The organism is Bradyrhizobium sp. UFLA05-153, assembly GCF_054185185.1.
Window position 1 is genome coordinate 78,286 of sequence record NZ_JBBIAM010000019.1, and the last position, 21,712, is coordinate 99,997.

Genomic DNA, 21,712 nt, shown 5'->3' on the forward strand with positions numbered 1-21,712 from the left:
TCCCCCACGGTGCTCGACCGCGTGCCGATCGTCTCACTAAGGTGTCGCGCGACGGCTTTGACGTAGCGACTGTCGTACATGGTTCGCAGCGCTGACGGAGAGAGACCAGCCCATGCTTGCCCTCGATAGATTTTCCTTGATTTCCCGGTGCACACGCCGCCATCTAACCTATTGAAACGCTTGAACTCTCGCTCCAATCCATCATGGGCCCAATTTGAGCTAGCTCCAGCCAAACTACGGCAATCCAAGCTGGGTACGCAACGCTGCCCGCCTGTGAAGCCTTATGACGCCAGAGTCGCAACGCTCTCTGGCGCGCTTCCAGCATCATTTCGCATCATCAAGCGACAGAGAGCGAAATTGGCTTGGAGGTCGCGAATGAGATTCTACGCGCGTGTGTTCGACGAACAAGGGCGACACTATGAAGCCGACGACAGAAGGGGCGACGCGCGCGTCAATTGGGATTGTCGCGGGCTCTGGTCCTGAGGCCGGAATCGATCTTTGGAGCAAAGTTCTTGCCCGCAACCAGACGCTTTTTGGCGGGGATTTCCGCGGAGATCTCGACGCCCCGCGGGTGGTGGTCTTGTCGGAGCCCACGTTGGGGCTGTCGATGGACCTTCAAGAGAACGAAGAAATTGTCTGGCACAGCCTCAAGCAAACGATCGCCGCGATAGCCGTGCAGGCGGACGCTTATGCCGTTGCCTGCAATACTCTCAACTTGTTCGCGCCACGCATCATCTCGCTTGGCCTGCCAGGGGAATTCGTGTCCTTCCAGTCTGCGCTTTCCGCCTGGGTTGCATCTAACCGCGTCGACAGCATTGCCCTTCTGGGTGCCGCTCCGGTCACGAGCCTTGGGCCATGGTCTGCCTATCGATCGCTGCAGGAAATCGTGGCGATCGAGACGCCGGCCGATACTGCGGAGCTGCACAACCTCATTCTCGACGTGAAACGTCTCGGCAGTCGTGATCCCTCGCTGCGGCCACGCCTTCGGACCCTCGTCGACAGACTGACGTCGGATCATGTCATTCTCGCTTGCACCGAATTGCCGCTGATCTCGGATATCGAAACCAACAAAATGCTGATCGACGTCACCGACCTGGTCGCACGCGAACTGGTTGACCGTTCGCTTGCCGGAAGGCAGGGCATGCCGCGACCAGGCCTTCAAACATGATGTCGGGCGCCCCCGGCGGCATCGGCGGCGCGGTGTCAATGGACGCGGACGCAGATCGCAAAGCCAAGGTGTCGGACGAGCGCTGCCGCGAAATCCTGCTCATTCACACGGGCGGAACGATTGGCATGCGCGGGTCTGCCGACGGACTGACGCCAGCCGCGGGCGTGCTGGAGGACGCCGCCGCTACGCTTGGACCGCCCGGCGCGCGCTTGTCGATCTGCTCGTTCGACCCCCTTGTCGATAGCGCCGACATTGGCCGCGAACACTGGAACCGGATTATTTCACATCTCGAAGGCTGGTCCGGCGACGGCGCTGTCGTCACGCATGGCACGGATACGATGAGCTTCACCGGAGCCGCGCTCAGTCAGTCTCTGGCGGGTGCGCCGTTTCCGATTATCCTGAGCGGTGCGATGCGCCCACTCGGCACGGGCGGCGACGCTGAGTCGAATCTTGCACTCGCACTTCAATCGGCCCTCACCGCACCACCCGGCGTGTGGCTCGCTTTCGCTGGGCGCACGATCGCGGCGTCCGGACTGGTCAAGCGCCACTCCCTCGCGCCAGACTCCTTTCGCTCCGTCACACCCCCGATTGGCGCGCCGCAGTTTCGCCCACGGCGTTTCGGCGACGTACGCGTGTCGATTCTGACGATTTCTCCCGGCGTGCCCGCACGCATGGTTTCAGCCGCACTGGCGGAGTTGGATGGCGCGGTCATACGGCTGTTTGGAGCGGGCACGATCACGAGCAACAATGATCTCCTTGATGCTTTCGATGCTGCTATCCGAAGGGGATGTCGGTTGCGGGCAGTTAGCCAGTGCGAGCAAGGCGGCCTCACACCCGGCGCTTACGCAGCCGGCGCCCCACTCTGGCGTCTTGGCGTGGAGAATGGCGACGAGGAAACGGCCGAGGCAGCGCTCGTCCGGCTTTGGCTGGAATTGTCCGAGGCGCTACCGGATCACGATCACGCGCGGCAAACGCCTTCAAGTCGCGCTTAGCGCGGTGTCGTGAACGGCGGCTGCTGCATCATGCGTCAACCGGATAAAACAGCGGTACGCCCGGCTGCATCGTATTGTCGATCATGTCCCGTATCGATCGCGGGATCGCCGGCGCATCGGGCGCAAACAGCCCGCAATTCTTCAACGCGGGCCGGATTGCGATCTCCGCGCCCAACCATTCGAAGAGCACGCGGGAGCAGGCAATTCTGCGCTGGCTTCCGGACGACACGCCCATGATCAGCCCGGTCAGCCGGGCGATCTTGTTGCGCCGTGAAGGGAACAGAATGGTCTGAGTAACCTCGTTGCTGGTCAGCGTCTCGGAATCGATCAGAAATATCCGATCCTCGAGAAACAAGGCGGCGCCGGAGTATCGGCACTTGTAGGCGGCCCCCCGCCGCTCTGGATCGGAGAAGTGTTCGATGCGCCGGTAGTAGACCTGGTTCTGGTGCGTGAACAGATGCATGAGTCCGCGCAGGATCTTCCCCGGCGAGCTCATCGAATAGTAGTACACGTAGTAGTATCCGACGTAGCCCCGCAGCGTTGGCAGCGACGCCGCGCGCAGCTTGTCGATGGAGTCTGCGTAAGGCGGACGCGGCTTCGACGTACGCCGCTTGAGCGATATGATGCGCGCGAACTGCGTGGGTGGCAGATGAAACTCCGTCGCTTCAACCCCAAAATAATCGCACAAGCGATTGAGAATATTGGGCGACGGACGCGCCGCCGCGCGCAGATAGCGGTTGAACTGCGTACGGTTGATGTCGAGGCGACGACAGACCTCCGAAACGGATGGCGCGTAACTGCAGGCCAGACGAAGATTCTCCGCAAAGGATCGCTGCATCTCGCTGGCGGAATCCTCCGCCGATTTCACAATGACTTTCGCCTGGACCATTCGCACCTGACGCTATTTGATGCTCCAAAAGCATAATATGGAAACCCCGCGGCGGCGCAAGCAGAGACGCCTCGATCAGTGATCCCCCGTGGATCATCGCACCGATTTGGATGCCACGGCCGACGGAGATCCCCCGACAAGAAAGACAGCGATTGCCGAACTGGCGCCGTTCGCCAACGCAGCGCGCGGTCGCCAAATGTCCAGTTTTTAGGCTTCAACTGCCGCTCTGATCGGCAGGAAGACGGGATGTCGTCGAGCGTTGGCAGTCACCAGCCTCGCCATATCTCGCAACGCCCCACCCTGCCCGGCCGGCCGCGGGCCGGACGAAGCTGCCGCCAATCAGTTCTCCAAATGCCCGACACCGATGGCATAAGGCCTTTCGCTCTGACCAGACATTCTGGCGCTATTTGATGCTGCGTGAGCATAAGCAAACGTCATGATGACGCAAGCCGCCAAATAGCCAGCGGAAATCCCCCAATCGATGATCCCATCCCAGGCGTGTTTGTGCCGATCTGGGTAAGCCGATCGGGCGCTCTCGAAAAGGGGGAAGTCACCATGAAATTGATGAAGACGCTAGTTGCGGCAACCACCGGCCTGATGCTGCTCTCCTGCGCGGCGTTCGCGGAAGACAAAGGTGCAATCAAGATAGTCACGCAATCGCCTCTCTCGGGACAACAATCCGTGGCGGGCGAAGGCATCATGCTCGGCGCTCAGCTGGCCGTCGCCCAGTTCGGCAAGCAGCTGACCGACATGGGCTTCCAACTCTCGCTCCAGCCGGAGGACGACCAGGCCACGCCGAACGTCGGTGTCGCCAACGCCAACCGGATCCTCAACGACCCCGCGGTGCTCGGCGTCGTCGGCCACTACAATTCCGGCGTGGCGATTCCGTCCTCTGAGGTCTATGCCAAAGACAATCTCGCGATGGTCTCGCCGGCCAACACGAATCCGGCGATTACCGATCGTGAGACGACGCACGCCATCGCGAACCGCATCTGCGGCCGCGACGACGTTCAAGGGCCGGCAGGCGCCAATTTCGCGACCGAGACGTTGAAGGCAAAGAAGGTCTACATCATCAACGATAAGTCGGCCTATGGCTCCGGCATCGCCCAGACTTTTGAAGCAGCGGTTCGGAAGAACGGCGCCAATGTCATCCTGTCCACCGGCATGGACCAGAATGAGACCGACTTCTCGTCGATCCTCAATCGCGCTCGTGTCGACCAGCCCGATCTCATCTACTACGGTGGCACCTACCCCCAGGGCGGCCTGATCATCAAGCAGATGCGGCAAAAGGGCCTCAAGGCGGCCTTCCTTGGTGGCGACGGCCTGGACAGCGGCGACCTGCAAAAGATCGCCGGGCCGGAGAACATGACGAACGCCTATTTTACGACGACGGCGCTGCCGCTGTCGCAAATGCCGGCCGCCGCGGCCTTCGCACAGACTTATAAGGCCAAGTTCAACAAGGAGCCCGAGGTATACTCCGCCTACGGCTATGACAGCGCGCGCGTGATCATCGAGGCGATCGTCGCCGCCGCGAAGGCAAAGGGCGGCGCCATCCCCAGCCGCGCTCAGGTCGCAGCGGCCGTTCGCGAGGTCAAGTTCGACGGTGTGACCGGCTCGATCGCCTTCAACAATCGCGGCGACATCGCGAGCGCGAAATATGTCGTGATCGAAGCTGGCAAGTCCGCTGATGCCAACAAGATCGTAAAGATCATCGATGTCGCCGCCCCCGGCGGCTCCTGACCAGGTCGCGATCGATATCCACGACGGCCGCGGGGTCTCTCCGCCCCGCGGCCATCCCTTCCGGTCCCCGACTTAGACGCGGCGCCCGCCGCAATGGCGTTCTTCGGAAAACTTCGACATGTCCTTCCAGTTGGCTCTCGAATTGCTTCCACCGACCCTGGCGGATGGGCTCATCCTTGGCCTCCTCTATGCCACGATCGCGCTCGGCTACACGATGGTCTACGGCGTCCTGGGCCTGATCAATTTTGCCCACTCTGAAATCTTCATGGTGGGCGCCGTCGTCGCGGTCGAACTGCTCACCTATGTCCTCGCCGGCTCCCCGCTCCACCCCGTCCTGCAACTGGCGCTCGCCATGATTGTCGCGGCTGCGGTCTCAGCCGCACTCGCCGGACTCGCCGAGCGGGTCGCCTATCGGCCCTTGCGACGTTCGAACACGCCAAAGCTGGCGCCGCTTATCACAGCCATCGGCATCAGCCTCTTCCTGCAGGACGCCGTGCGCTTCGTCGAAAGCCTGTTCGGCCAATTCATCCGGCCATTCCCCTCGATGCCCTTCTTCGACATTCCGCTGCCGCTGACACCTAACGACAGCATTCCAATGAAATCGGTCGTCATCCTGATTGCCGCCGGAGCGATGCTGGTGGGGCTCAGGTATACCGTCAACCAAACGCGCCTTGGAAAGGCGATCCGCGCAGTCGCCACCGACCGCATGGCGGCGAGCCTGATGGGCATCGACGTCAATCGCATCGTCATGCTGACATTTCTCATCGGTGGCGCGCTCGCCGGCGTCGCGGGAACGCTCTATGCACTGCAGTTCGGGCGAGTTGATCCGTTCTCCGGGTTCATACCCGGCCTGAAAGCGTTCACCGCCGCGGTCCTCGGTGGAATCGGGTCGATCCCCGGCGCCATGGTTGGCGGCATCGTGCTCGGCCTGATCGAGATGTTGATCGGTACATTCGTTCCTATCCTGACGAACAACGCCATAGGGACCGAATACAAGGACATTTTCGCGTTCGGCATACTCATCCTCATTCTGATCTTCAAACCCACCGGCCTGCTCGGGCGTCCCTCCACGGAAAAGGTTTGATTCATGGCCCACGGCTTTTTTCCCGGCAGATCCGCGTGGTTGATCGCCTACACGCTGGTCGTAACCCTGCTGTGCGTGCTCGTCTTCACCGGCAACGGCCTGATCGACACCGTCGCGTTCCTCGCGCTTCTTGCGCCGCTCTTCATAGCCAGCGACTTCGACAAGTGCGATCCGCGCGTCGGCATGCCCGTGCTGGCCTTCGTGTTGCTGTGCGCGTTGCCGCTGGTCGGAATGCGCAACACCTTCTATCTCGATGTCGCCATTCAGGTCGGCATATTCGCGGTGCTGGCGCTGGGACTGAACATCGTGGTCGGCTTCGCGGGCCTGCTGGATCTCGGTTTCATCGCGTTCTTCGCGGTTGGCGCTTACCTGTGGGCCATTGTCAGCTCTCCCCACGGAGCCGCATTGCTCGGCACGGGATTTCCGCTGCAAGGCGATGCGTTCTTCGTCATCGCGATCGTCGCCGTCTTCGTCGCCGCCGGTACGGGCGCGCTGCTCGGCTTGCCGGTGCTGAGGTTGAAAGGCGACTATCTCGCCATTGTCACGCTGGGTTTCGGCGAGGTCATCCGCGTCCTCGCCAATAACCTCGACAAACCCTTGAACATCACAAACGGCCCGCAGGGAATCGCGGGAATCGCGCAGCCGCTCACGGAGGTTGCCGGTACGCTCGCAACCACCACGGCCCCGGCCTTCAAATGGCAGGCGTTGATCTACTATGCTGTCGTGCTCACGCTGGTTCTCGTCGCCGTGCTGGCCAATCGCAGGCTGGACAGCTCCAGCATCGGGCGCTCGTGGTTGGCGATCCGCGAGGATGAGATCGCCGCGCAGGCCATGGGCGTTCCGCTGGTGAGGACCAAGTTGATCGCGTTCGCGACCGGCGCTGCCTTCGCGGGTACGATGGGCGTCCTCTTTGCCGCGAAGCAGACCTTCGTCAGCCCGGAAAGCTTCGATTTCAATCAGTCGATCGGGGTTCTTGCGATGATCGTGCTGGGTGGGCTCGGCTCCATACGTGGCGTGATGATGGGTGCCGGCCTCGTCACGATCCTCAATCTGCAGGTCCTGAAATCGCTTTCGGCCGGACTGAACCACTTGCGCGCGACTGGATTCGAGATTTTCGGTTGGTCCTTCGCCAACCTGCCGACGCAGTTCGAGCCCTCCAAATACGAGCGCTTGATCTTCGGCCTGATCCTGATCGCCATGATGCTGTACAGACCGCGTGGCCTGGTCCCCGCCGAACGACGTCCGATTTCCGCCGGAAATGCCGGGAGCGCCTCGTGACCGACAATCTCCTCCTGGACGTGTCGAACCTGCGCAAGTCGTTCGGCGGCCTGACCGCGGTGGACAACGTCACCCTCAAAGTCGAGCGCGGATCGATCGTTTCGGTGATCGGACCAAACGGGGCAGGCAAAACCACGTTCTTCAACCTCATCACCGGAATCTACCGCCCAGACGTTGGTGCGGCGTTGCTCGACGGTGTTGACCTCGTCGGCCTCAGACCAGATCAGGTCGCGGCTGCTGGCCTGGCCCGGACGTTCCAGAATATCCGTCTTTTCACGGGAATGACGGCCCTCGAAAACGTCGTCGTCGCACGATCGATGCATATGCGTTCCGGATATTGGGGCGCGCTGTTCCGCACGCGCGCCTACGGAAATGAGGAGCGTTCCGCGATCGCGGACGCATCTCAATTGCTGGGATTCGTCGGTCTCACGGGGAAAGCCGACGCGCTGGCTGGAAGTCTCGCCTATGGCGAGCAGCGGCGTCTCGAGATAGCACGCGCGCTCGCCACGAAGCCGAAGCTTCTGCTGCTCGACGAACCGTCAGCCGGAATGAATCCACAAGAGACGGAGGACGCCAAAGCGCTGATCCTGCGGATCCGCTCGGAACTCGGCATTGCGGTCGTGCTGATCGAGCATGACATGCGGCTTGTCATGACCGTCTCCGATCATATCGTCGTGCTCGACTATGGCAGCAAGATCGCGGAAGGCGGGGCGGACGACATCAGGACGCATCCGAAAGTGATTGAAGCCTATCTCGGTCGCGGTGTTGCGGCGCGAACCGCCACATCGGAAAGCGAAACAGTATCATGATGGATGCATCGGAATCGCCAGCCCGTCCTCTGCTCGAGGTTCGAAACATCGACGTGTTCTACGGGGCGATCCACGCCATCCGCGACCTGTCGGTGGTTGTGAACGAGGGCGAAATCGTTACACTCATCGGCAGCAATGGTGCCGGAAAGACGACAGCCCTGGGCGCGATCTCGCGCCTGCTGCCGATCCGGTCCGGCGACGTCCTGCTGGACGGACGCTCCCTCCGATCGGTGCCGCCGCACGATGTCGTGCGACGTGGACTCGCGCATGTCCCGGAGCGGCGCCGCATCTTTGCCGATTTGACCGTGATCGAGAACCTCGAAATGGGCGCCTTCACGGTCGGCTCGAAGGCCGATATCGCGAGCCGGATGACCGAGATGCTCGAGCTGTTCCCGCGGCTCGCCGAGCGCCGCAAGCAATTCGGCGGTACACTGTCGGGAGGCGAGCAGCAAATGCTCGCTGTGGCACGCGCGCTGATGCAGCATCCACGCATACTCTTGCTTGACGAGCCATCGATGGGACTTTCACCGCTCTTCGTCGAGCGGATTTTCGATATTATCGAGACGATCAACAAGCGTGGTGTCACCATCCTGCTTGTCGAGCAGAACGCCCATATGGCGTTGGCAATCGCCGACCGCGGCTATGTGCTGAAGAACGGAACGATCGTCGATCAAGGCAGTGCTGCCCGGCTGCGCTCGGACGAGAGTATCCAGGCCGCCTATCTCGGCGCGCATTGAGTGGGCAGAATCCGGCGTGTTGCTTGTCGCAAGGACGACGCGATCAATTTGATCGCGTCGTCCTTGCGACTTGCGGCCCGATTCTCAAGATCGCCCTAAGCCTCTGCGGAGGTCAGATCACTCCAGAGAGAGAGGCAGCCCACGCTTGCCGTCGATCGATTTTTGCTTGATCTTCCAGTGCACCCGCCGTGCACACGGCGCCTCCTGCGCATGGCGGAAACGCTCAATGATCGGGCTTAGCCGAGCGCTTGGCTTGCGAGCGCGAAAGTTACGGGTTGCATTCCATAGCGGGTATTCGGATCACGAAAGTCTCCTCCCAGCGACATCGTCGTAACAGTGTCGAAGAAAGCAAGGCCCGACCGGGCCAAGAAGGAGCTGAACTCGCCCTCGGCAATGTGCGTGTCAACTCTCAGAAACTCTCCTTCATGGGCGGCGATATGCGGTGCGATCACTATGATCGCGTCCTCGTCGTTTGACGCGACCAGCGGCCCCACGACATGCCCGCGCCCGAACGGGCGACAGAGCGCGAAGGCTGCGAGACGACCGTTCCGGTAGAGCCCGAACCCCACGGATTGCGGTAGCAGAGCAGCAAGCAGCGTGAGGCGCCAGGCGCCGAACGCTTGCGCATCGAGTTCGGCGACGGCCGGCAGATCCCGCTCGTCCAGACGACGCAGCTCGGCTCTTTCGTAAGGACGCGGCATCTCGCCGGAGCGTCGCGCCTCGCCTTGACGTTGGAACACCGTTCGCTCGGTACGAAAGCCGAGCGAGAGATAGAGCTTGCGCGCTGCGCGCGTGGCATTGAGGCGGAGATCGCGCCCCCTGCACGCGGACAGAACGCGCTTCATGAGCCACTGTGCCGTGCCACGCGTCTGAAGGCGGGGTGAGGTGATAACCATGCCGACTGTGGCGAACTCTGTCCCATGAGGAAACCACATGGCCGATCCCAGCACCCGTCCGATTTCATCGTGAACCACGATGCCGTGGCCCATATCACGCAGAAACTGCCAGTCCTCAGGCCGGTGCGGCCAGCCTACGCCGATCGAAAGGGTGTAAAGCTGTTCGAGCCCGACCGTGTCGATGTCGACCGCGCGCGCATCGAAAGCATCGATCGTGAGCGAACCGGTCGTGCGGGGCTTCATGTCTCCCTCTGGTCGGCCTGACATCGGTCGAGTGGCTGCTCCGAGCTCGCTTCAGCTCCGGGCGCGATCAGCATAGACCGAGCCTCGCCGCAGATTAAGTTTCAGAACGGCGGTCCAACGAAACAATCCACCAAATCGCGGTCGCATTCGGCACCGGATGGAATCCCGATCCGATAGCTTGGTTCAATCCGGCGAGTTCGCCACCCTCCGCGCGTCCACATTGACCAAATGACATTTCTCTTCAATTCCGACGCACAGCGCGGAGCCGTTTTCCGTGAGGCCTTCGCTCGCGAGCTCCCGCACCTGCCCTTCGCGATCGGCCCGGCCACGGTCGATCCCGACGGCGTGCGTTATATCATCAGCTGGACCGTGACGGAGACCCTCGAACGGTACCGCAACCTTGAAGTCCTGTTTTCAGTCGGGGCCGGCATCGATCAATTTCCGCTCAACGCGATCCCGCCCGAGGTGAAGGTGGTCCGGATGGTGGAAAACGGCATCATCCGGATGATGCAGGAGTATGTCACCCTCGCGGTGCTGGCGCTCCACCGCAACCTCCCTGCCTATCTTGATTTGCAGCGGCAACGCGAGTGGCGGGCTCTGCCGCAGAAGCAGGCTGCCGATCGCCGGGTTGGACTGCTCGGGCTTGGCGTGCTCGGCCGGGCCGTGCTGGAGAGCCTGAAGCCTTTCGGCTTTCGCTTGAGCGGCTGGAGCCGATCGGACAAGACGATCGAAGGCGTCGCAACATATAGCGGCCAAGCTGGACTTAGCCGGATGCTCGCTGAGACCGACATCCTCATCTGCCTGCTGCCGCTCACGAAGGCCACGCAGGGGATCCTGAATCATGAGCTCTTTGCGCGGTTGCCGAAAGGCGCAGCCCTCGTCCATGCGGGGCGTGGCGACCAGCTCGATCACCTCGCGCTGCTCGCCGCTCTGGATGCCGGCCAACTCGCCGGCGCCGTCATCGACGTCACCGAACCCGAGCCTCTGCCTGCCGATCATGCCTTCTGGGGCCATCCGAAAGTCATGCTCACTCCGCATGTGGCAAGCGCAACCCAGGCGGACACCGCAGCGCGCGCGGTCATCGACAACATCAAGCGATATGAGGCGGGCCTCGATCTCATCGGGCTCGTTGATCGCACACGTGGCTACTGAGAGGAGTTCCAATTGCTTCTGAAACTGATCGATCCCAATCCGACTTTCGCCCCGAAAGAGTCCGGCCCGACGCCGGAGCGGCTCATTGCCGGTACGCCCCACTACAAGACCTGGGCGCAAGACATGGCCAAGGGTGAGCTCGTGCATACCGGCGTATGGGAAGCGACCCCGGGCGAAACGCGCTCCATCAAGGAAGAGACCTTCGAGTTCTGTCACATCCTCGCAGGCGTGGTCGAGATCACGCCGGACGGCGGCGATCCGATCACGTTCAGAGCTGGCGACAGCTTCGTCATGAAGCCGGGATTTACGGGCGTCTGGAAGACCATCGAGACCGTCCGCAAGATCTACGTCACGGTGTCATGAGCCTGAGCTTCGACCCAGATCAGATCTCGCTGCCGGTCGGCCACTTCATCGGCGATCGGCTGCGGGAGTCTTCCGGTCTGCTTCCGCTGCGCCGCCCTTCGGACGGCTCGTTCTACGCCGACTGTCCCATAGCCTCGGAGAACATCGTGGATGAGGCGGTTCAAACCGCCAGAAAGGCTCTGAAGACCAGCAACTGGGGCGGCGTGCGGCCGCGCGAACGAGCCAGCGTCCTCAAGCGCTGGGCCGATCTCATAGAGCGCGAAGCCGAGATGCTCGCCAGGATCGAGGCGGCTTCATCCACCCGCCCGGTCGGTCAACTCGTCGCGGGAGACATCGCGGTCGCCGCGGAGCAAATCCGTTTCTTCGCCGAATTCGCCGACAAGGAAGGCAGCGACCTGGTGCCCACCGACGACGAGCATCTCGGCATGATCATGACCGAGCCCTACGGCGTCGTCGGCGCCATCACACCCTGGAATTTCCCCCTGTCCATGGCAGGCTGGAAGCTCGGGCCGGCCCTCGCCGCGGGCAACGCAGTCGTGCTGAAGCCGTCCGAGATGACGCCGTTCTCGTCCATCCTTCTCGCACAATTGGCGGTGAAGGCAGGCGTGCCCGCAGGGCTCATCAACGTCGTGCTCGGCGACGGATTGACGACCGGTGCGGCCATCACCGGACATCCCGACATCGCAAAAGTGAGCTTCACCGGATCGACCGGCGCGGGCGCCGCCATCATGGCCAATATCGCGCGCACGGGCATCAAACCGATGACGCTCGAACTCGGCGGCAAGAGCCCGCAGATCGTCTTCGCCGATGCCGATCTCGATCAGGCTGCCGCCGCGATTGCGGGCAGCATCCTCGCAAATGCCGGGCAGGCCTGTGTCGCCGGATCGCGGCTTATCGCCCACATCGTCGTGGCCGAGCCGCTCGTTGAAGCCATCATCGCCCATATGCAGGTCGTTCGCGCAGGTCCGACATGGGATGCCGCAACGACTTATTCCCCGATCATCTCCGAGAAACAGCGATCGAGGATTCACACGATCGTGCGAGCAGCCCGCGCAAAGGGGGCCGAATGTCTGGCGGGCGGCGACTCGATGGAAGGCCAGGGCTATTTCTATCAGCCGACGCTGCTTGCGAAGGTGGATCAATCCTCTCCCGCCATCGCCGAAGAAATCTTCGGACCCGTGCTGACGGTTCAGACATTTGTGACCGAGGAAGAAGCCTTGGCGCTCGCCGACCACCCGACCTACGGTCTTGCCGCCGGACTTTTCACTCGCGATGTCTCACGCGTGATGCGGATCACGCGCGCACTTCCTGCTGGCACCGTCTGGGTCAATCGTTACGGCCGATCACGCGACCACATCCTGCCGACGGGAGGCTACAAGCGGTCCGGCATCGGCAAGGATCTCGGCCGCGAAGCCTATCACGCCAATCGCCGCTCGAAGAGCGTGCTCATCCACATCCAGGGGCTGACATGAAGAACTACGCGATCGCTCTCATTCCCGGCGACGGCATCGGCCGCGACGTGACGGACGCCGCTTGGGCCGTGCTCGAGGCTGCTGCCAGGCATTCGGACTTTGCGCTCAGTGGAACGCGATATCCGTGGTCCTGCGCCTATTACAAGGAAACCGGCGCGATGATGCCTGCCGATGGCATCAAGACGCTCGGGAAGTTCGATGCCATTCTGCTTGGCGCAGTCGGCTGGCCGGCGGAGGTGCCCGATGCCGTGTCGCTGCACGGTTTGCTGCTGCCGATACGCAAGGGGTTCACGCAATATGCCAACGTCCGGCCGCACCGCCTGCTCCCGGGCGTCAACGGCCCGTTGAAGACAACCGAGTTTGACATCCTTTGCATCCGGGAGAACACCGAAGGCGAATATTCGGGCGCCGGTGGGCGCGTGCATCAGGGCACCTCCGGCGAAATCGCCGTCGAGACCTCGGTGTTTACGCGCGCCGGCGTGGAGCGGATCTTGCGATACGGTTTCGACCAGGCGCGCAAGCGACGCGGAAAGCTTGCATCGGTCACCAAGTCGAATGCGCAAAAATACTCGATGGTCTTCTGGGACGAGGTGACACGGCTGGTTGCCGCCGACTATCCGGATGTCGAATGCACGAGCTACCACGTGGATGCGCTCGCCGCACGCATGGTCATGGCGCCGGAAAGCCTCGACGTTGTCGTGGCCTCCAACCTTTTCGGCGACATTCTGACCGATCTCGGCGCCGCCATCCAGGGCGGGCTCGGCTTTGCCGCTTCCGCCAACATCAAGCCGGAGCGCGGCGCTCCATCGATGTTCGAACCCGTTCACGGCTCAGCCCCCGACATCACCCATCTCGGCACGGCCAATCCGATCGCAGCCATCTGGTCCGGCGCGTTGATGCTCGAACATCTTGGCGAGAGCGACGCCGCAGCACGCGTCATGACGGCGCTGGCGGCCACCACGTCCCATGGCATCGGCACGGTTCCCGGCAAGGAGCGCACCGAGGCGATCACCGCGGCCGTACTTTCCCGTCTCTCCTGATCGACAAGGATCATCCGATGCAGAAGCTGAACGACAAGGATCTCTTCCGGCAACAGGGCCTCATCGGCGGCCAATGGCTGGGGGCACTCTCGGGAGCGACGATCGACGTGATCGACCCGGCAACGCAGACCATTCTTGGCACCGTACCGAATATGGGACGGGACGACACGCGCGCCGCAGTTGTCGCTGCAACCAAGGCTTACACCACCTGGCGTGCGAAGACCAACGCCGAGCGCGCCGCACTTCTGGAAGCCTGGCATGGGCTCATGATCGCGCATCTGGACGATCTGGCGCGCATTCTGACGCTCGAACAGGGCAAGCCGTTGGACGAGTCCAAGGGCGAGATCCGTTATGGCGCCTCCTTCGTCAAATGGTTCGCGGAAGAAGCCCGGCGTATCGGCGGCACGACAATCCCCTCGCCAACGCCCGATCGGCGTATCGTCGTTCTCAAGGAGCCGGTGGGCGTGTGCGCAATCATCACGCCCTGGAATTTCCCGAACGCCATGATCACGCGCAAGGTGGCTCCGGCGCTCGCAGCCGGATGCACCGTCGTGATCAAGCCGTCGGATTTCACGCCCTATTCGGCGCTGGCTCTCGGGGTGCTGGCCGAGCGCGCCGGCATTCCCGCGGGCGTCATCAATATACTCACCGGCCTGCCGACAGAAATTGGCGCGGAGATCATTGCCAACGAAACCGTGCGCAAGATCTCGTTTACGGGCTCGACGCGCGTCGGCTCGCTGCTCATGCGCGGCGCTGCCGACAGCGTCAAACGGGTGAGCCTTGAACTCGGCGGAAATGCGCCCTTCATCGTCTTTAACGATGCCGATCTCGACCTCGCGGTCGAGGGTGCGATCATGTCAAAATTCCGCAATGGCGGCCAGACCTGCGTCTGCGCCAATCGGATCCTGGTACAGGCCGGCGTCTATGATGCGTTCGCGGAGAAGCTCGTCGCCCGTGTCGAAAACATGAAGGTGGGATCAGGCCTCGAGCCGGGTGTGGCGATTGGACCCATGATCAACGAGGCGGCGATCAGCAAGATCAACCGCCATGTCGCCGACGCACTGTCCAAGGGCGCCCGTATCGCCGCGCAACCGGTGACGCTGCCCAAGGGTCCGCAATTTACCGCACCGATCGTACTGACCGAGGCAACCACCGATATGGTGCTGGCGCACGAGGAGACATTCGGTCCAGTCGCCCCTCTCTTCCGTTTCGAGACCGACGAGGAGGCGATTGCCATGGCAAATGCGACGCCCTTCGGGCTCGCGGCTTATTTCTACACCAGAGATCTGAAGCGATCCTGGCGTGTTGCGGAGGCACTTGAGGCTGGCATGGTCGGTCTCAACACCGGCATGGTGTCGACGGAGGTGGCCCCCTTCGGCGGTATCAAGCAATCCGGCCTGGGGCGCGAAGGAGCCCAGGCCGGGATCGAGGAATATCTCGAGATGAAGACCTTCCATATCGGTGGGTTGAGCTAGGCGGTGACGAAACGGAGGGGGCGCATCTCCGCGCCCTCTCGCACGTCCAGGCAGCCTTTCCGCGGTCGTCCCTTTCCGACTACTGAATGCGATCAAGCATCTTGTAGTATATTCCCACCAGCGGCAGGAACCATGGCTGGCCGAAATGGCCGGGCACTGCAGGCCAGTCGATGCCCTTCATCGGGTTTTGATCTTCGCGTCCGAGCATCGCATCGGCGATGATCATGCCAAGATGAGTAGACAGCTGCGCACCATGGCCGGAATAACCCATCGCATACCATAGCCCGTCCCGATAGCCGGCGCGTGGATAGCGATCGCTGGTCATGTCGACGAGCCCGCCCCAGCAATAGTCGATCGGTATGCCGGCGAGTTGCGGAAAGGTTCGCGTGAGACTGTCAACGAGCACCGCGCCGCTCTTTGCGTCGGAACGCTGATCCGACGTCGCTGAGAAGCGCGCACGGCCGCCGAAAATCAGGCGATTATCCGGTGCCAGCCGAAAATAATTGCCGACATTCATCGAATTGACGCAAGTGCGGTTGCCGGGCATGGTGGCCGCGATTTCGGCCGCATCCAGCGGCCGTGTCGCGATGATGAAGCTGCCGACGGTGACGATGCGGCGACGGAAGTAGGGAAAGTTCGCTGTGGTGTAGGCGCCTGTCGCCAGCAGCACCTGATCGGCGGTGACGCTGCCACGAGACGTCGTCAGGCGGTGGCGCGATCCTTCCCGCACCTGCGCCGTGACCGGAGCCTTCTCGAAGATGATGGCACCGCGACGTTTGGCCGCCTCGGCCAGCCCAATGCCGTAGCGCCCCATATGCATCATCGCGCTCTTCTTCGAAAGCATCGCGCCAAAGAAAGGCGAGCCAATCTCCGAACTCAGGTCCTGAGCGGACAGCAACGCGGTCTCTGGATCCACCTCGCGATGAACCGCTTCGAAGTTCCGCGCGATAACATCGAAGTGCTTCGGCTTGGAGGCGAGCTTCAGCTTCCCGGCACGGCGGAAGTTGCACGTGATGCCCTCCTCCGCGATCAGCGCCTCTAGCGCGTCGATTGAGGCATCGAGCGCGTGGTAAAGCGCGATGGCTCGATCCTTCCCCAACTCCACCTTGGCGGCAAGATAGCTGTGGGCCAGACCGTTGTTGAGATGCCCGCCATTCCGCCCCGATGCTCCGCTGCTTACCCGGTCTGCTTCGAGAACAACGACCCTGGTTCCTGCCTTCGCGAGCTGGCGCGCAGCTCCCAGGCCCGTGAAGCCGCCACCGATCACCGCGACGTCATAGTGCCCCTCGGCGGGACCTTCGGCACCGCCTGAGAAGCTTGGTGCGGTATCGTGCCAGTAGGAGACGTATTTCACCGCAGATCCCGCCGGCTCAGAGTCCGAACACGCCCGGCAGGCCGCCGATGTCCTTGATTTCAACGTAGCCGTAGTAGGGGTTCGCAGGCTCGTGTCCCCGATTGACCCATACCTTGTTCTTGATGCCGAGATCATGAGCGGTCATCAGGTCGTAACGGAAGGAAGAGGAACAGTGCACCACGTCCTCGGGCCCGCAGCCCAGCGTATCGAACATATACTCGAAGCCCTTCATGCGAGGCTTATAGGATCGAGCCTGTTCGGCCGTGAGCGCGGCATGAAAGGGCGCCCCAAGCTTCGCCACGTTCGAAGGAAGTTGCGCATTCATGGCGTTAGAGAGGATGACGAGCGGAATCTTCTTGGCAACCGTGGAAAGCCCGGCAGGAACGTCGGGATGCGGTCCCCAGCTCGGCACGCGGTCATAAACCATCTGCGCATGCTCGGCCTTGAAGGCGACGTCATTGCGCTTGCAGGCGCGCTCCAGCGCGTTGTGGATCACGTCGGCATAGGGCTTCCAGTCGCCGAGAACCTCGTCGAGCCGATAGGCCGCAAAATCCCTGACGAGTGCAGCCATCTGCAGTTCGGGTAGGCGCGCGCGATAGAGATCCTGCGCCGCTTCCGCCATCTGGAAATTCGTCAGCGTGCCGTAGCAATCGAAGGTCACGTATTTCGGGCGAAATTGGCTCATCATCCCCGTCCTGGTGCGCTCGCGCAATGTCAGAGCCGCAACAATAGAGCGCCTATGCGGCATAAGATGCGGCTTTTCCGCCGGCTGCGGTGGAAGATATCGTTCGCGCGGCGGCCTTCAGACGATCTGCACATCGCCAAAATACGAGACTGGTGCCGGACAGGAACACGAGTCAATGACCCAGGGCAACATCTCGCTCACCGCCTTCCGCCCCGAACATCTCGAAGATGCGCTACGCCTTTCACGTCAAGCCAAATGGCCGCATCGCCTCGACGACTGGCGACTGGCACTCGATCTGAGCGCGGGATTCGTCGCGTTCGATGCGAATGCTTCAACCGTTGTCGGGACGGTTCTGATGACGCCCTACAAGCGGGATGTCGCAACCATCAACATGGTCATCGTCGATGAATCCGCTCGCGGGCGCGGATTGGGCCGCCAACTCATGGAGGCGGCCATCGCGCTGGCGGGATCGCGCGCGCTGAGGCTCGTTGCAACAGGCGAAGGCCTGCCGCTCTATCAGAAACTCGGCTTTTGCCGGACCGGAACGATCGTCCAGCATCAGGGACTGGTCTTGCGTGTCACCCCGCCTGCCAATGTCCGGCCGGCAGAGCCGCGCGATATCTCCGAGATCATCGAACTCGACAGAAGTGCGTACTGTGCAGACCGGGAAGATCTGCTTCGTGTTCTTGCGAAGGCCGGTCGCCTCGCGGTGCTCGGTGATGGCCAAAGGATAACTGGATTTGCGGCGCTGCGCGCCTTCGGCAGAGCTGAGGTGATCGGCCCTGTCGTGGCCGCGAACGCCGACGAGGCGACGGCTCTGCTCGCCTATTTCATGGCCGGGCGGCAAGGACGCTTCGTTCGCGTGGATACTTCCGAGGCCTCCCAATTGGGAGCCTGGCTCTCGGACAAGGGTCTCGTCCAGGTGGACGAGGGCATTGCCATGCAGCGCCCTGTCGTTGCGCGATGCGGCCGCGCGCCAGCCACGGCATTCGCCCTCGCCAGCCAGGCTTTCGGATAAACGGAGACTTTGATGCTCAGCAATTCACTCATCGAACTCGATCGGGCTCATCTCGTCCACCCGGTCGCATCCTACCGGGGGCATGAGGCGACCGGCGTTAGAGTCCTGAAGTCGGCCAGGGGAGCGATCGTGACGGACGCTTCCGGACATCAGCTCGTCGACGGCTTTGCCGGGCTCTGGTGCGTCAATGCCGGCTATGGGCACGAGAGTATCGTTGCGGCCGCGGCCAGGCAGATGCAGGAGCTTCCCTACGCAACGGGCTATTTCAGCCTCGGCTCGGAGCCAGCGATCCGGCTTGCAGCAGAGCTGGCGCAGCGATCTCCCGGTGACCTGAACCACGTCTACTTCACGCTCGGCGGTTCGGACGCAGTCGACAGCACGGTCCGCTTCATCCGTTACTACTGGCACGCTCGCCGCGAGCCGCAGCGAGAGCATTTCATCACCGTCGAACAGGGATATCACGGGTCCTCGACCGTCGGCGCCGGGCTGACCGCCCTGCCCTCTTTCCATGCCGGGTTCGGCTTGCCGCTAAGCTGGCAGCACAGGATTCCCTCGCACTATGTCTATCGCAACCCAGCCGGAGAGGATGGAGGCGCCATCATCGCCGCCTCGCTGGCTGCCCTCGATGCGAAGATCGAGGAGATCGGAGGCCCGGAGCGCGTCGCCGCATTCTATGCCGAGCCGATCCAGGGCTCAGGCGGCGTGCTCGTGCCGCCCAAAGGCTGGATGAAAGCGATGCGCGCGCGGTGCCGGGCATATGGCATCCTCTTCGTGGCGGACGAGGTGATTACCGGGTTCGGCAGGACCGGACCGCTTTTCGCGTGCAGCGAGGACGAGATCGTCCCGGACCTCATGACCGTCGCCAAGGGATTGACTTCTGGATACGTGCCAATGGGCGCGGTTTTCCTGTCGGATCACGTCTACGACACGATCGCCGATGCGGCGGGCTCCAGCGCAGTTGGCCACGGTTATACCTACTCCGCGCATCCGGTCAGTGCCGCGGTAGCCCTCGAAGTGCTGCGCCTCTACGAGAACGGCCTGCTTGCGAATGGCGCAAAGGCCGGTGCACGCCTGATGGCGGGCCTTCAGTCGCTAAGGGATCACCCCCTTGTCGGAGATGTGCGGGGCCGTTGCATGCTCGCCGCCATCGAACTCGTCACCGACAAGCAACGCAAGACGCCACTTCCCGCCGCGGCCGAACCGGCAAAGCGCATCTTCGACCGCGCCTGGAAGAACGGCCTTGTCATCCGTGCCTTCCCGACGGGCGTGTTGGGCTATGCCCCGCCGCTCTGCTGCTCCGAGTCCGATATCGAAGCCATCATCGAACGCACCGCCAGGACGCTTGATGACACGCTGGCCGATGCCGAAGTTCGCGCCGCATTGCAACATTAGTAGGCATGCATAATGAGCCGGCTGCAAGCTGGTCCGAAATACTAGAAACCGAGGCATCTTCGCAATTTTGTGCCGTGGCCCGCGGTTTTTTCGGACACAGCCGCGGGACTATCCTGCGAGACTTCGATCGCGGGAAAGAATGCAGTCCTTAAGGGGTGCTGCGGCCTGGTCGTTTTAACGGGACCGGGCCGGCACCCACGACAATCGTGCGACAGAACAATCTGCCGCTCACCGCAGCATGAGCCATAGCCTTAGCCAGCGACGAGGGATTGACATGAGCGACACGACGAGGAACTGGTCCTGTTCAGACGACGCCATGGTCGAGAGCGCTATTCGGCGCGGGGCTTCGCGCCGCGACCTTCTGAAGTTCATGCTCGCCAATGGCGTGGCACTGGCTGCCGCCAGCGCGGTCTTCGGCCGCGCGTCGCAAGCGGTGGCGGCGACACCCGTGAAAGGCGGCGCTCTGAAGGCGGCGGCCTGGTCCTCCTCGACCGCCGACACGCTCGACCCAGCCAAAGCCTCGCTCTCGACCGACTATGTGCGCTGCTGCTCCTTCTACAATCGCCTGACATTCCTCGACCAGGCTGGCGTGCCCCAGATGGAGCTCGCCGAGTCGATCGAGAGCGCCGATGCCAAAACCTGGACGATCAAGCTGAAGAAGGGCATCACCTTCCATAGCGGCAAGGACCTCAGCGCCGACGATGTCATCTTCTCGCTGAAGCGCCACCGGGACAAAGCAACCGGTTCGAAAGTCGCGGCGATCGCTTCCCAAATGACCGACTTCAAGGCCGTCGACAAGAACACCGTCGAGGTTACCCTGGCGAGCCCCAACGCGGATCTCCCGACGATCCTGTCCATGCATCACTTCATGATCGTGGCCGACGGCACGACCGATTTCTCCTCAGGTAACGGGACCGGCGCCTTCAAGTGCCAGAAATTCGAACCCGGCGAGCGCTCGATCGGCGTGCGAAATCCCAACTACTTCAAAGGCGGTCCGAACGTCGATTCGTTCGAGTTTTTCGCCATTCCTGATGAAAACGCTCGAATCAATGCCCTGCTGTCCGGCGACATTCAACTCGCTGCGTCGATCAACCCGCGATCGGTGCGCCTGCTCGAAGGTCGGACTGGTTTCGCGCTGTCCACGACCACGTCGGGCACGTACACCGACCTGAACATGCGCATGGACATGGTGCCCGGCAACAACCGGGATTTCGTGGAGGGCATGAAATACCTGGTCAACCGCGAGCAGATCGTCAAATCGGCGCTGCGCGGCTTCGGCGTCGTCGGCAATGATCAACCCGTGTCGCCTGCCAACTTCTACCACAACGCGGCGCTCAAGCCTAAATCGTTCGATCCGGACAAGGCCAAATTCCATTTCGAGAAAGCTGGCGTGCTCGGTCAGACCATTGAGGTCATCACCTCCGATGCGGCCGGTTCGGCGATCGACATGGCCATGATCATTCAGGCTACGGCCGCCCAGATCGGTATGAAGCTCGATGTGAAGCGCGTGCCCTCCGACGGCTACTGGAGCAATTACTGGCTGAAGGCACCGATCCACTTCGGCAACATCAACCCTCGTCCGACGCCGGACATCCTGTTCTCCCTGCTCTACAAGTCGGATGCGCCATGGAACGAGAGCCGGTTCAGCTCGGAAAAATTCGACAAGATGCTGCTCGAGGCCCGCGGCTCGCTCGATCAGGCCAAGCGCCGCGAGATCTACAACGCGATGCAGGTGCTGGTTTCGGAAGAAGCGGGCACCATTATTCCGGCCTACATCTCCAATGTGGACGCCATCACCGCCAAGCTGAAGGGACTGGAGCCCAACCCGCTCGGCGGTATGATGGGCTACGCCTTCGCCGAGTACGTCTGGCTTACCGCCTGACCGGCGCATAGCGAGGTGCCTGCTCTGGCTCCCGACATCGGAA

General features: G+C 62.2%; 19 protein-coding genes. 15 read left to right on the top strand and 4 right to left on the bottom strand.

Annotated features, from left to right (window positions below):
- Window positions 1–418: 418 nt before the first annotated feature.
- A complete protein-coding gene (locus Q2941_RS14150; RefSeq protein WP_458192838.1) occupies window positions 419–1,168 on the top strand; it encodes an aspartate/glutamate racemase family protein in 750 nt (249 codons plus the stop codon).
- On the top strand, window positions 1,165–2,160 hold the full coding sequence (locus Q2941_RS14155) for an asparaginase domain-containing protein (protein WP_245288168.1): 996 nt from the start codon (window positions 1,165–1,167) through the stop codon (window positions 2,158–2,160). Before Q2941_RS14150 ends, Q2941_RS14155 begins: the two co-directional genes overlap by 4 nt.
- A 28-nt stretch (window positions 2,161–2,188) precedes the next feature.
- Here Q2941_RS14155 and Q2941_RS14160 read toward each other — a convergent pair whose 3' ends face one another.
- Entirely contained in the window at window positions 2,189–3,049 is an 861-nt protein-coding gene (locus Q2941_RS14160) for a helix-turn-helix domain-containing protein (protein WP_254112996.1), read from the bottom strand.
- A 555-nt stretch (window positions 3,050–3,604) separates the two neighbouring features.
- Between Q2941_RS14160 and Q2941_RS14165 the strand changes: the two genes are divergently transcribed.
- From Q2941_RS14165 to Q2941_RS14185, 5 genes are all read left to right on the top strand, one after another.
- Complete coding sequence (locus Q2941_RS14165) at window positions 3,605–4,789, top strand: branched-chain amino acid ABC transporter substrate-binding protein (protein ID WP_254112997.1); 1,185 nt, start codon at window positions 3,605–3,607, stop codon at window positions 4,787–4,789.
- A gap of 118 nt (window positions 4,790–4,907) precedes the next feature.
- On the top strand, window positions 4,908–5,873 hold the full coding sequence (locus Q2941_RS14170) for a branched-chain amino acid ABC transporter permease (RefSeq protein ID WP_458192839.1): 966 nt from the start codon (window positions 4,908–4,910) through the stop codon (window positions 5,871–5,873).
- A 3-nt stretch (window positions 5,874–5,876) separates the two neighbouring features.
- Entirely contained in the window at window positions 5,877–7,151 is a 1,275-nt protein-coding gene (locus Q2941_RS14175) for a branched-chain amino acid ABC transporter permease (RefSeq protein ID WP_051390012.1), read from the top strand.
- Window positions 7,148–7,960, top strand: a complete 813-nt coding sequence (locus tag Q2941_RS14180) for an ABC transporter ATP-binding protein (RefSeq protein ID WP_051390011.1) — start codon at window positions 7,148–7,150, stop codon at window positions 7,958–7,960. Before Q2941_RS14175 ends, Q2941_RS14180 begins: the two co-directional genes overlap by 4 nt.
- A gap of 29 nt (window positions 7,961–7,989) precedes the next feature.
- A complete protein-coding gene (locus Q2941_RS14185) occupies window positions 7,990–8,697 on the top strand; it encodes an ABC transporter ATP-binding protein (protein WP_371260531.1) in 708 nt (235 codons plus the stop codon).
- Window positions 8,698–8,933: 236 nt separating this feature from the next.
- Here Q2941_RS14185 and Q2941_RS14190 read toward each other — a convergent pair whose 3' ends face one another.
- Window positions 8,934–9,836, bottom strand: a complete 903-nt coding sequence (locus tag Q2941_RS14190; protein ID WP_027526196.1) for a GNAT family N-acetyltransferase — start codon at window positions 9,834–9,836, stop codon at window positions 8,934–8,936.
- 228 nt (window positions 9,837–10,064) lie between these two features.
- Here Q2941_RS14190 and Q2941_RS14195 point away from each other — a divergent pair, with 228 nt between their 5' ends.
- The 5 genes from Q2941_RS14195 to Q2941_RS14215 are packed head-to-tail and all read left to right on the top strand — an operon-like array spanning window position 10,065 to window position 15,338.
- Window positions 10,065–10,988, top strand: coding sequence for a 2-hydroxyacid dehydrogenase (locus Q2941_RS14195; protein WP_254112999.1), 924 nt, complete (start codon window positions 10,065–10,067; stop codon window positions 10,986–10,988).
- A 12-nt stretch (window positions 10,989–11,000) separates the two neighbouring features.
- Window positions 11,001–11,351 (top strand): cupin domain-containing protein, encoded by a 351-nt coding sequence (locus Q2941_RS14200; protein ID WP_254113000.1) that lies wholly within the window; start codon window positions 11,001–11,003, stop codon window positions 11,349–11,351.
- A complete protein-coding gene (locus tag Q2941_RS14205; RefSeq protein ID WP_254113001.1) occupies window positions 11,348–12,823 on the top strand; it encodes an aldehyde dehydrogenase family protein in 1,476 nt (491 codons plus the stop codon). The genes Q2941_RS14200 and Q2941_RS14205 overlap by 4 nt, the downstream gene beginning before the upstream one ends.
- On the top strand, window positions 12,820–13,863 hold the full coding sequence (locus Q2941_RS14210; protein WP_254113002.1) for a tartrate dehydrogenase: 1,044 nt from the start codon (window positions 12,820–12,822) through the stop codon (window positions 13,861–13,863). Before Q2941_RS14205 ends, Q2941_RS14210 begins: the two co-directional genes overlap by 4 nt.
- Before the next feature lie 17 nt (window positions 13,864–13,880).
- Entirely contained in the window at window positions 13,881–15,338 is a 1,458-nt protein-coding gene (locus Q2941_RS14215) for an NAD-dependent succinate-semialdehyde dehydrogenase (protein ID WP_458192840.1), read from the top strand.
- Window positions 15,339–15,417: 79 nt separating this feature from the next.
- Here Q2941_RS14215 and Q2941_RS14220 read toward each other — a convergent pair whose 3' ends face one another.
- Both Q2941_RS14220 and Q2941_RS14225 read right to left on the bottom strand, forming a co-directional pair.
- Window positions 15,418–16,692, bottom strand: coding sequence for an NAD(P)/FAD-dependent oxidoreductase (locus Q2941_RS14220; RefSeq protein WP_458192841.1), 1,275 nt, complete (start codon window positions 16,690–16,692; stop codon window positions 15,418–15,420).
- 16 nt (window positions 16,693–16,708) lie between these two features.
- Window positions 16,709–17,377 (bottom strand): haloacid dehalogenase type II, encoded by a 669-nt coding sequence (locus Q2941_RS14225; protein ID WP_254113005.1) that lies wholly within the window; start codon window positions 17,375–17,377, stop codon window positions 16,709–16,711.
- Between the two features lie 175 nt (window positions 17,378–17,552).
- On the opposite strand from Q2941_RS14225, the gene Q2941_RS14230 reads away from it, so the two are divergent.
- The 3 genes from Q2941_RS14230 to Q2941_RS14240 all read left to right on the top strand — a co-directional run bounded on the left by Q2941_RS14230 (window position 17,553) and on the right by Q2941_RS14240 (window position 21,669).
- A complete protein-coding gene (locus Q2941_RS14230) occupies window positions 17,553–18,395 on the top strand; it encodes a GNAT family N-acetyltransferase (protein ID WP_458192842.1) in 843 nt (280 codons plus the stop codon).
- 12 nt (window positions 18,396–18,407) lie between these two features.
- Window positions 18,408–19,787: an aspartate aminotransferase family protein gene (locus Q2941_RS14235; protein WP_027526187.1), complete on the top strand. Its 1,380-nt coding sequence runs from the start codon at window positions 18,408–18,410 to the stop codon at window positions 19,785–19,787.
- Window positions 19,788–20,061: 274 nt separating this feature from the next.
- On the top strand, window positions 20,062–21,669 hold the full coding sequence (locus tag Q2941_RS14240; RefSeq protein ID WP_027526186.1) for an ABC transporter substrate-binding protein: 1,608 nt from the start codon (window positions 20,062–20,064) through the stop codon (window positions 21,667–21,669).
- Window positions 21,670–21,712 lie beyond the last annotated feature (43 nt).

Bases quoted from the DNA above. Each gene is read 5' to 3' on its own strand.
- Q2941_RS14150 (WP_458192838.1), top strand. From the start codon at position 419: ATGAAGCCGACGACAGAAGGGGCGACGCGCGCGTCAATTGGGATTGTC.
- Q2941_RS14155 (WP_245288168.1), top strand. From the start codon at position 1,165: ATGATGTCGGGCGCCCCCGGCGGCATCGGCGGCGCGGTGTCAATGGAC.
- Q2941_RS14160 (WP_254112996.1), bottom strand. From the start codon at position 3,049: ATGGTCCAGGCGAAAGTCATTGTGAAATCGGCGGAGGATTCCGCCAGC.
- Q2941_RS14165 (WP_254112997.1), top strand. From the start codon at position 3,605: ATGAAATTGATGAAGACGCTAGTTGCGGCAACCACCGGCCTGATGCTG.
- Q2941_RS14170 (WP_458192839.1), top strand. From the start codon at position 4,908: ATGTCCTTCCAGTTGGCTCTCGAATTGCTTCCACCGACCCTGGCGGAT.
- Q2941_RS14175 (WP_051390012.1), top strand. From the start codon at position 5,877: ATGGCCCACGGCTTTTTTCCCGGCAGATCCGCGTGGTTGATCGCCTAC.
- Q2941_RS14190 (WP_027526196.1), bottom strand. From the start codon at position 9,836: ATGAAGCCCCGCACGACCGGTTCGCTCACGATCGATGCTTTCGATGCG.
- Q2941_RS14195 (WP_254112999.1), top strand. From the start codon at position 10,065: ATGACATTTCTCTTCAATTCCGACGCACAGCGCGGAGCCGTTTTCCGT.
- Q2941_RS14205 (WP_254113001.1), top strand. From the start codon at position 11,348: ATGAGCCTGAGCTTCGACCCAGATCAGATCTCGCTGCCGGTCGGCCAC.
- Q2941_RS14210 (WP_254113002.1), top strand. From the start codon at position 12,820: ATGAAGAACTACGCGATCGCTCTCATTCCCGGCGACGGCATCGGCCGC.
- Q2941_RS14215 (WP_458192840.1), top strand. From the start codon at position 13,881: ATGCAGAAGCTGAACGACAAGGATCTCTTCCGGCAACAGGGCCTCATC.
- Q2941_RS14225 (WP_254113005.1), bottom strand. From the start codon at position 17,377: ATGAGCCAATTTCGCCCGAAATACGTGACCTTCGATTGCTACGGCACG.
- Q2941_RS14230 (WP_458192842.1), top strand. From the start codon at position 17,553: ATGACCCAGGGCAACATCTCGCTCACCGCCTTCCGCCCCGAACATCTC.
- Q2941_RS14235 (WP_027526187.1), top strand. From the start codon at position 18,408: ATGCTCAGCAATTCACTCATCGAACTCGATCGGGCTCATCTCGTCCAC.
- Q2941_RS14240 (WP_027526186.1), top strand. From the start codon at position 20,062: ATGAGCGACACGACGAGGAACTGGTCCTGTTCAGACGACGCCATGGTC.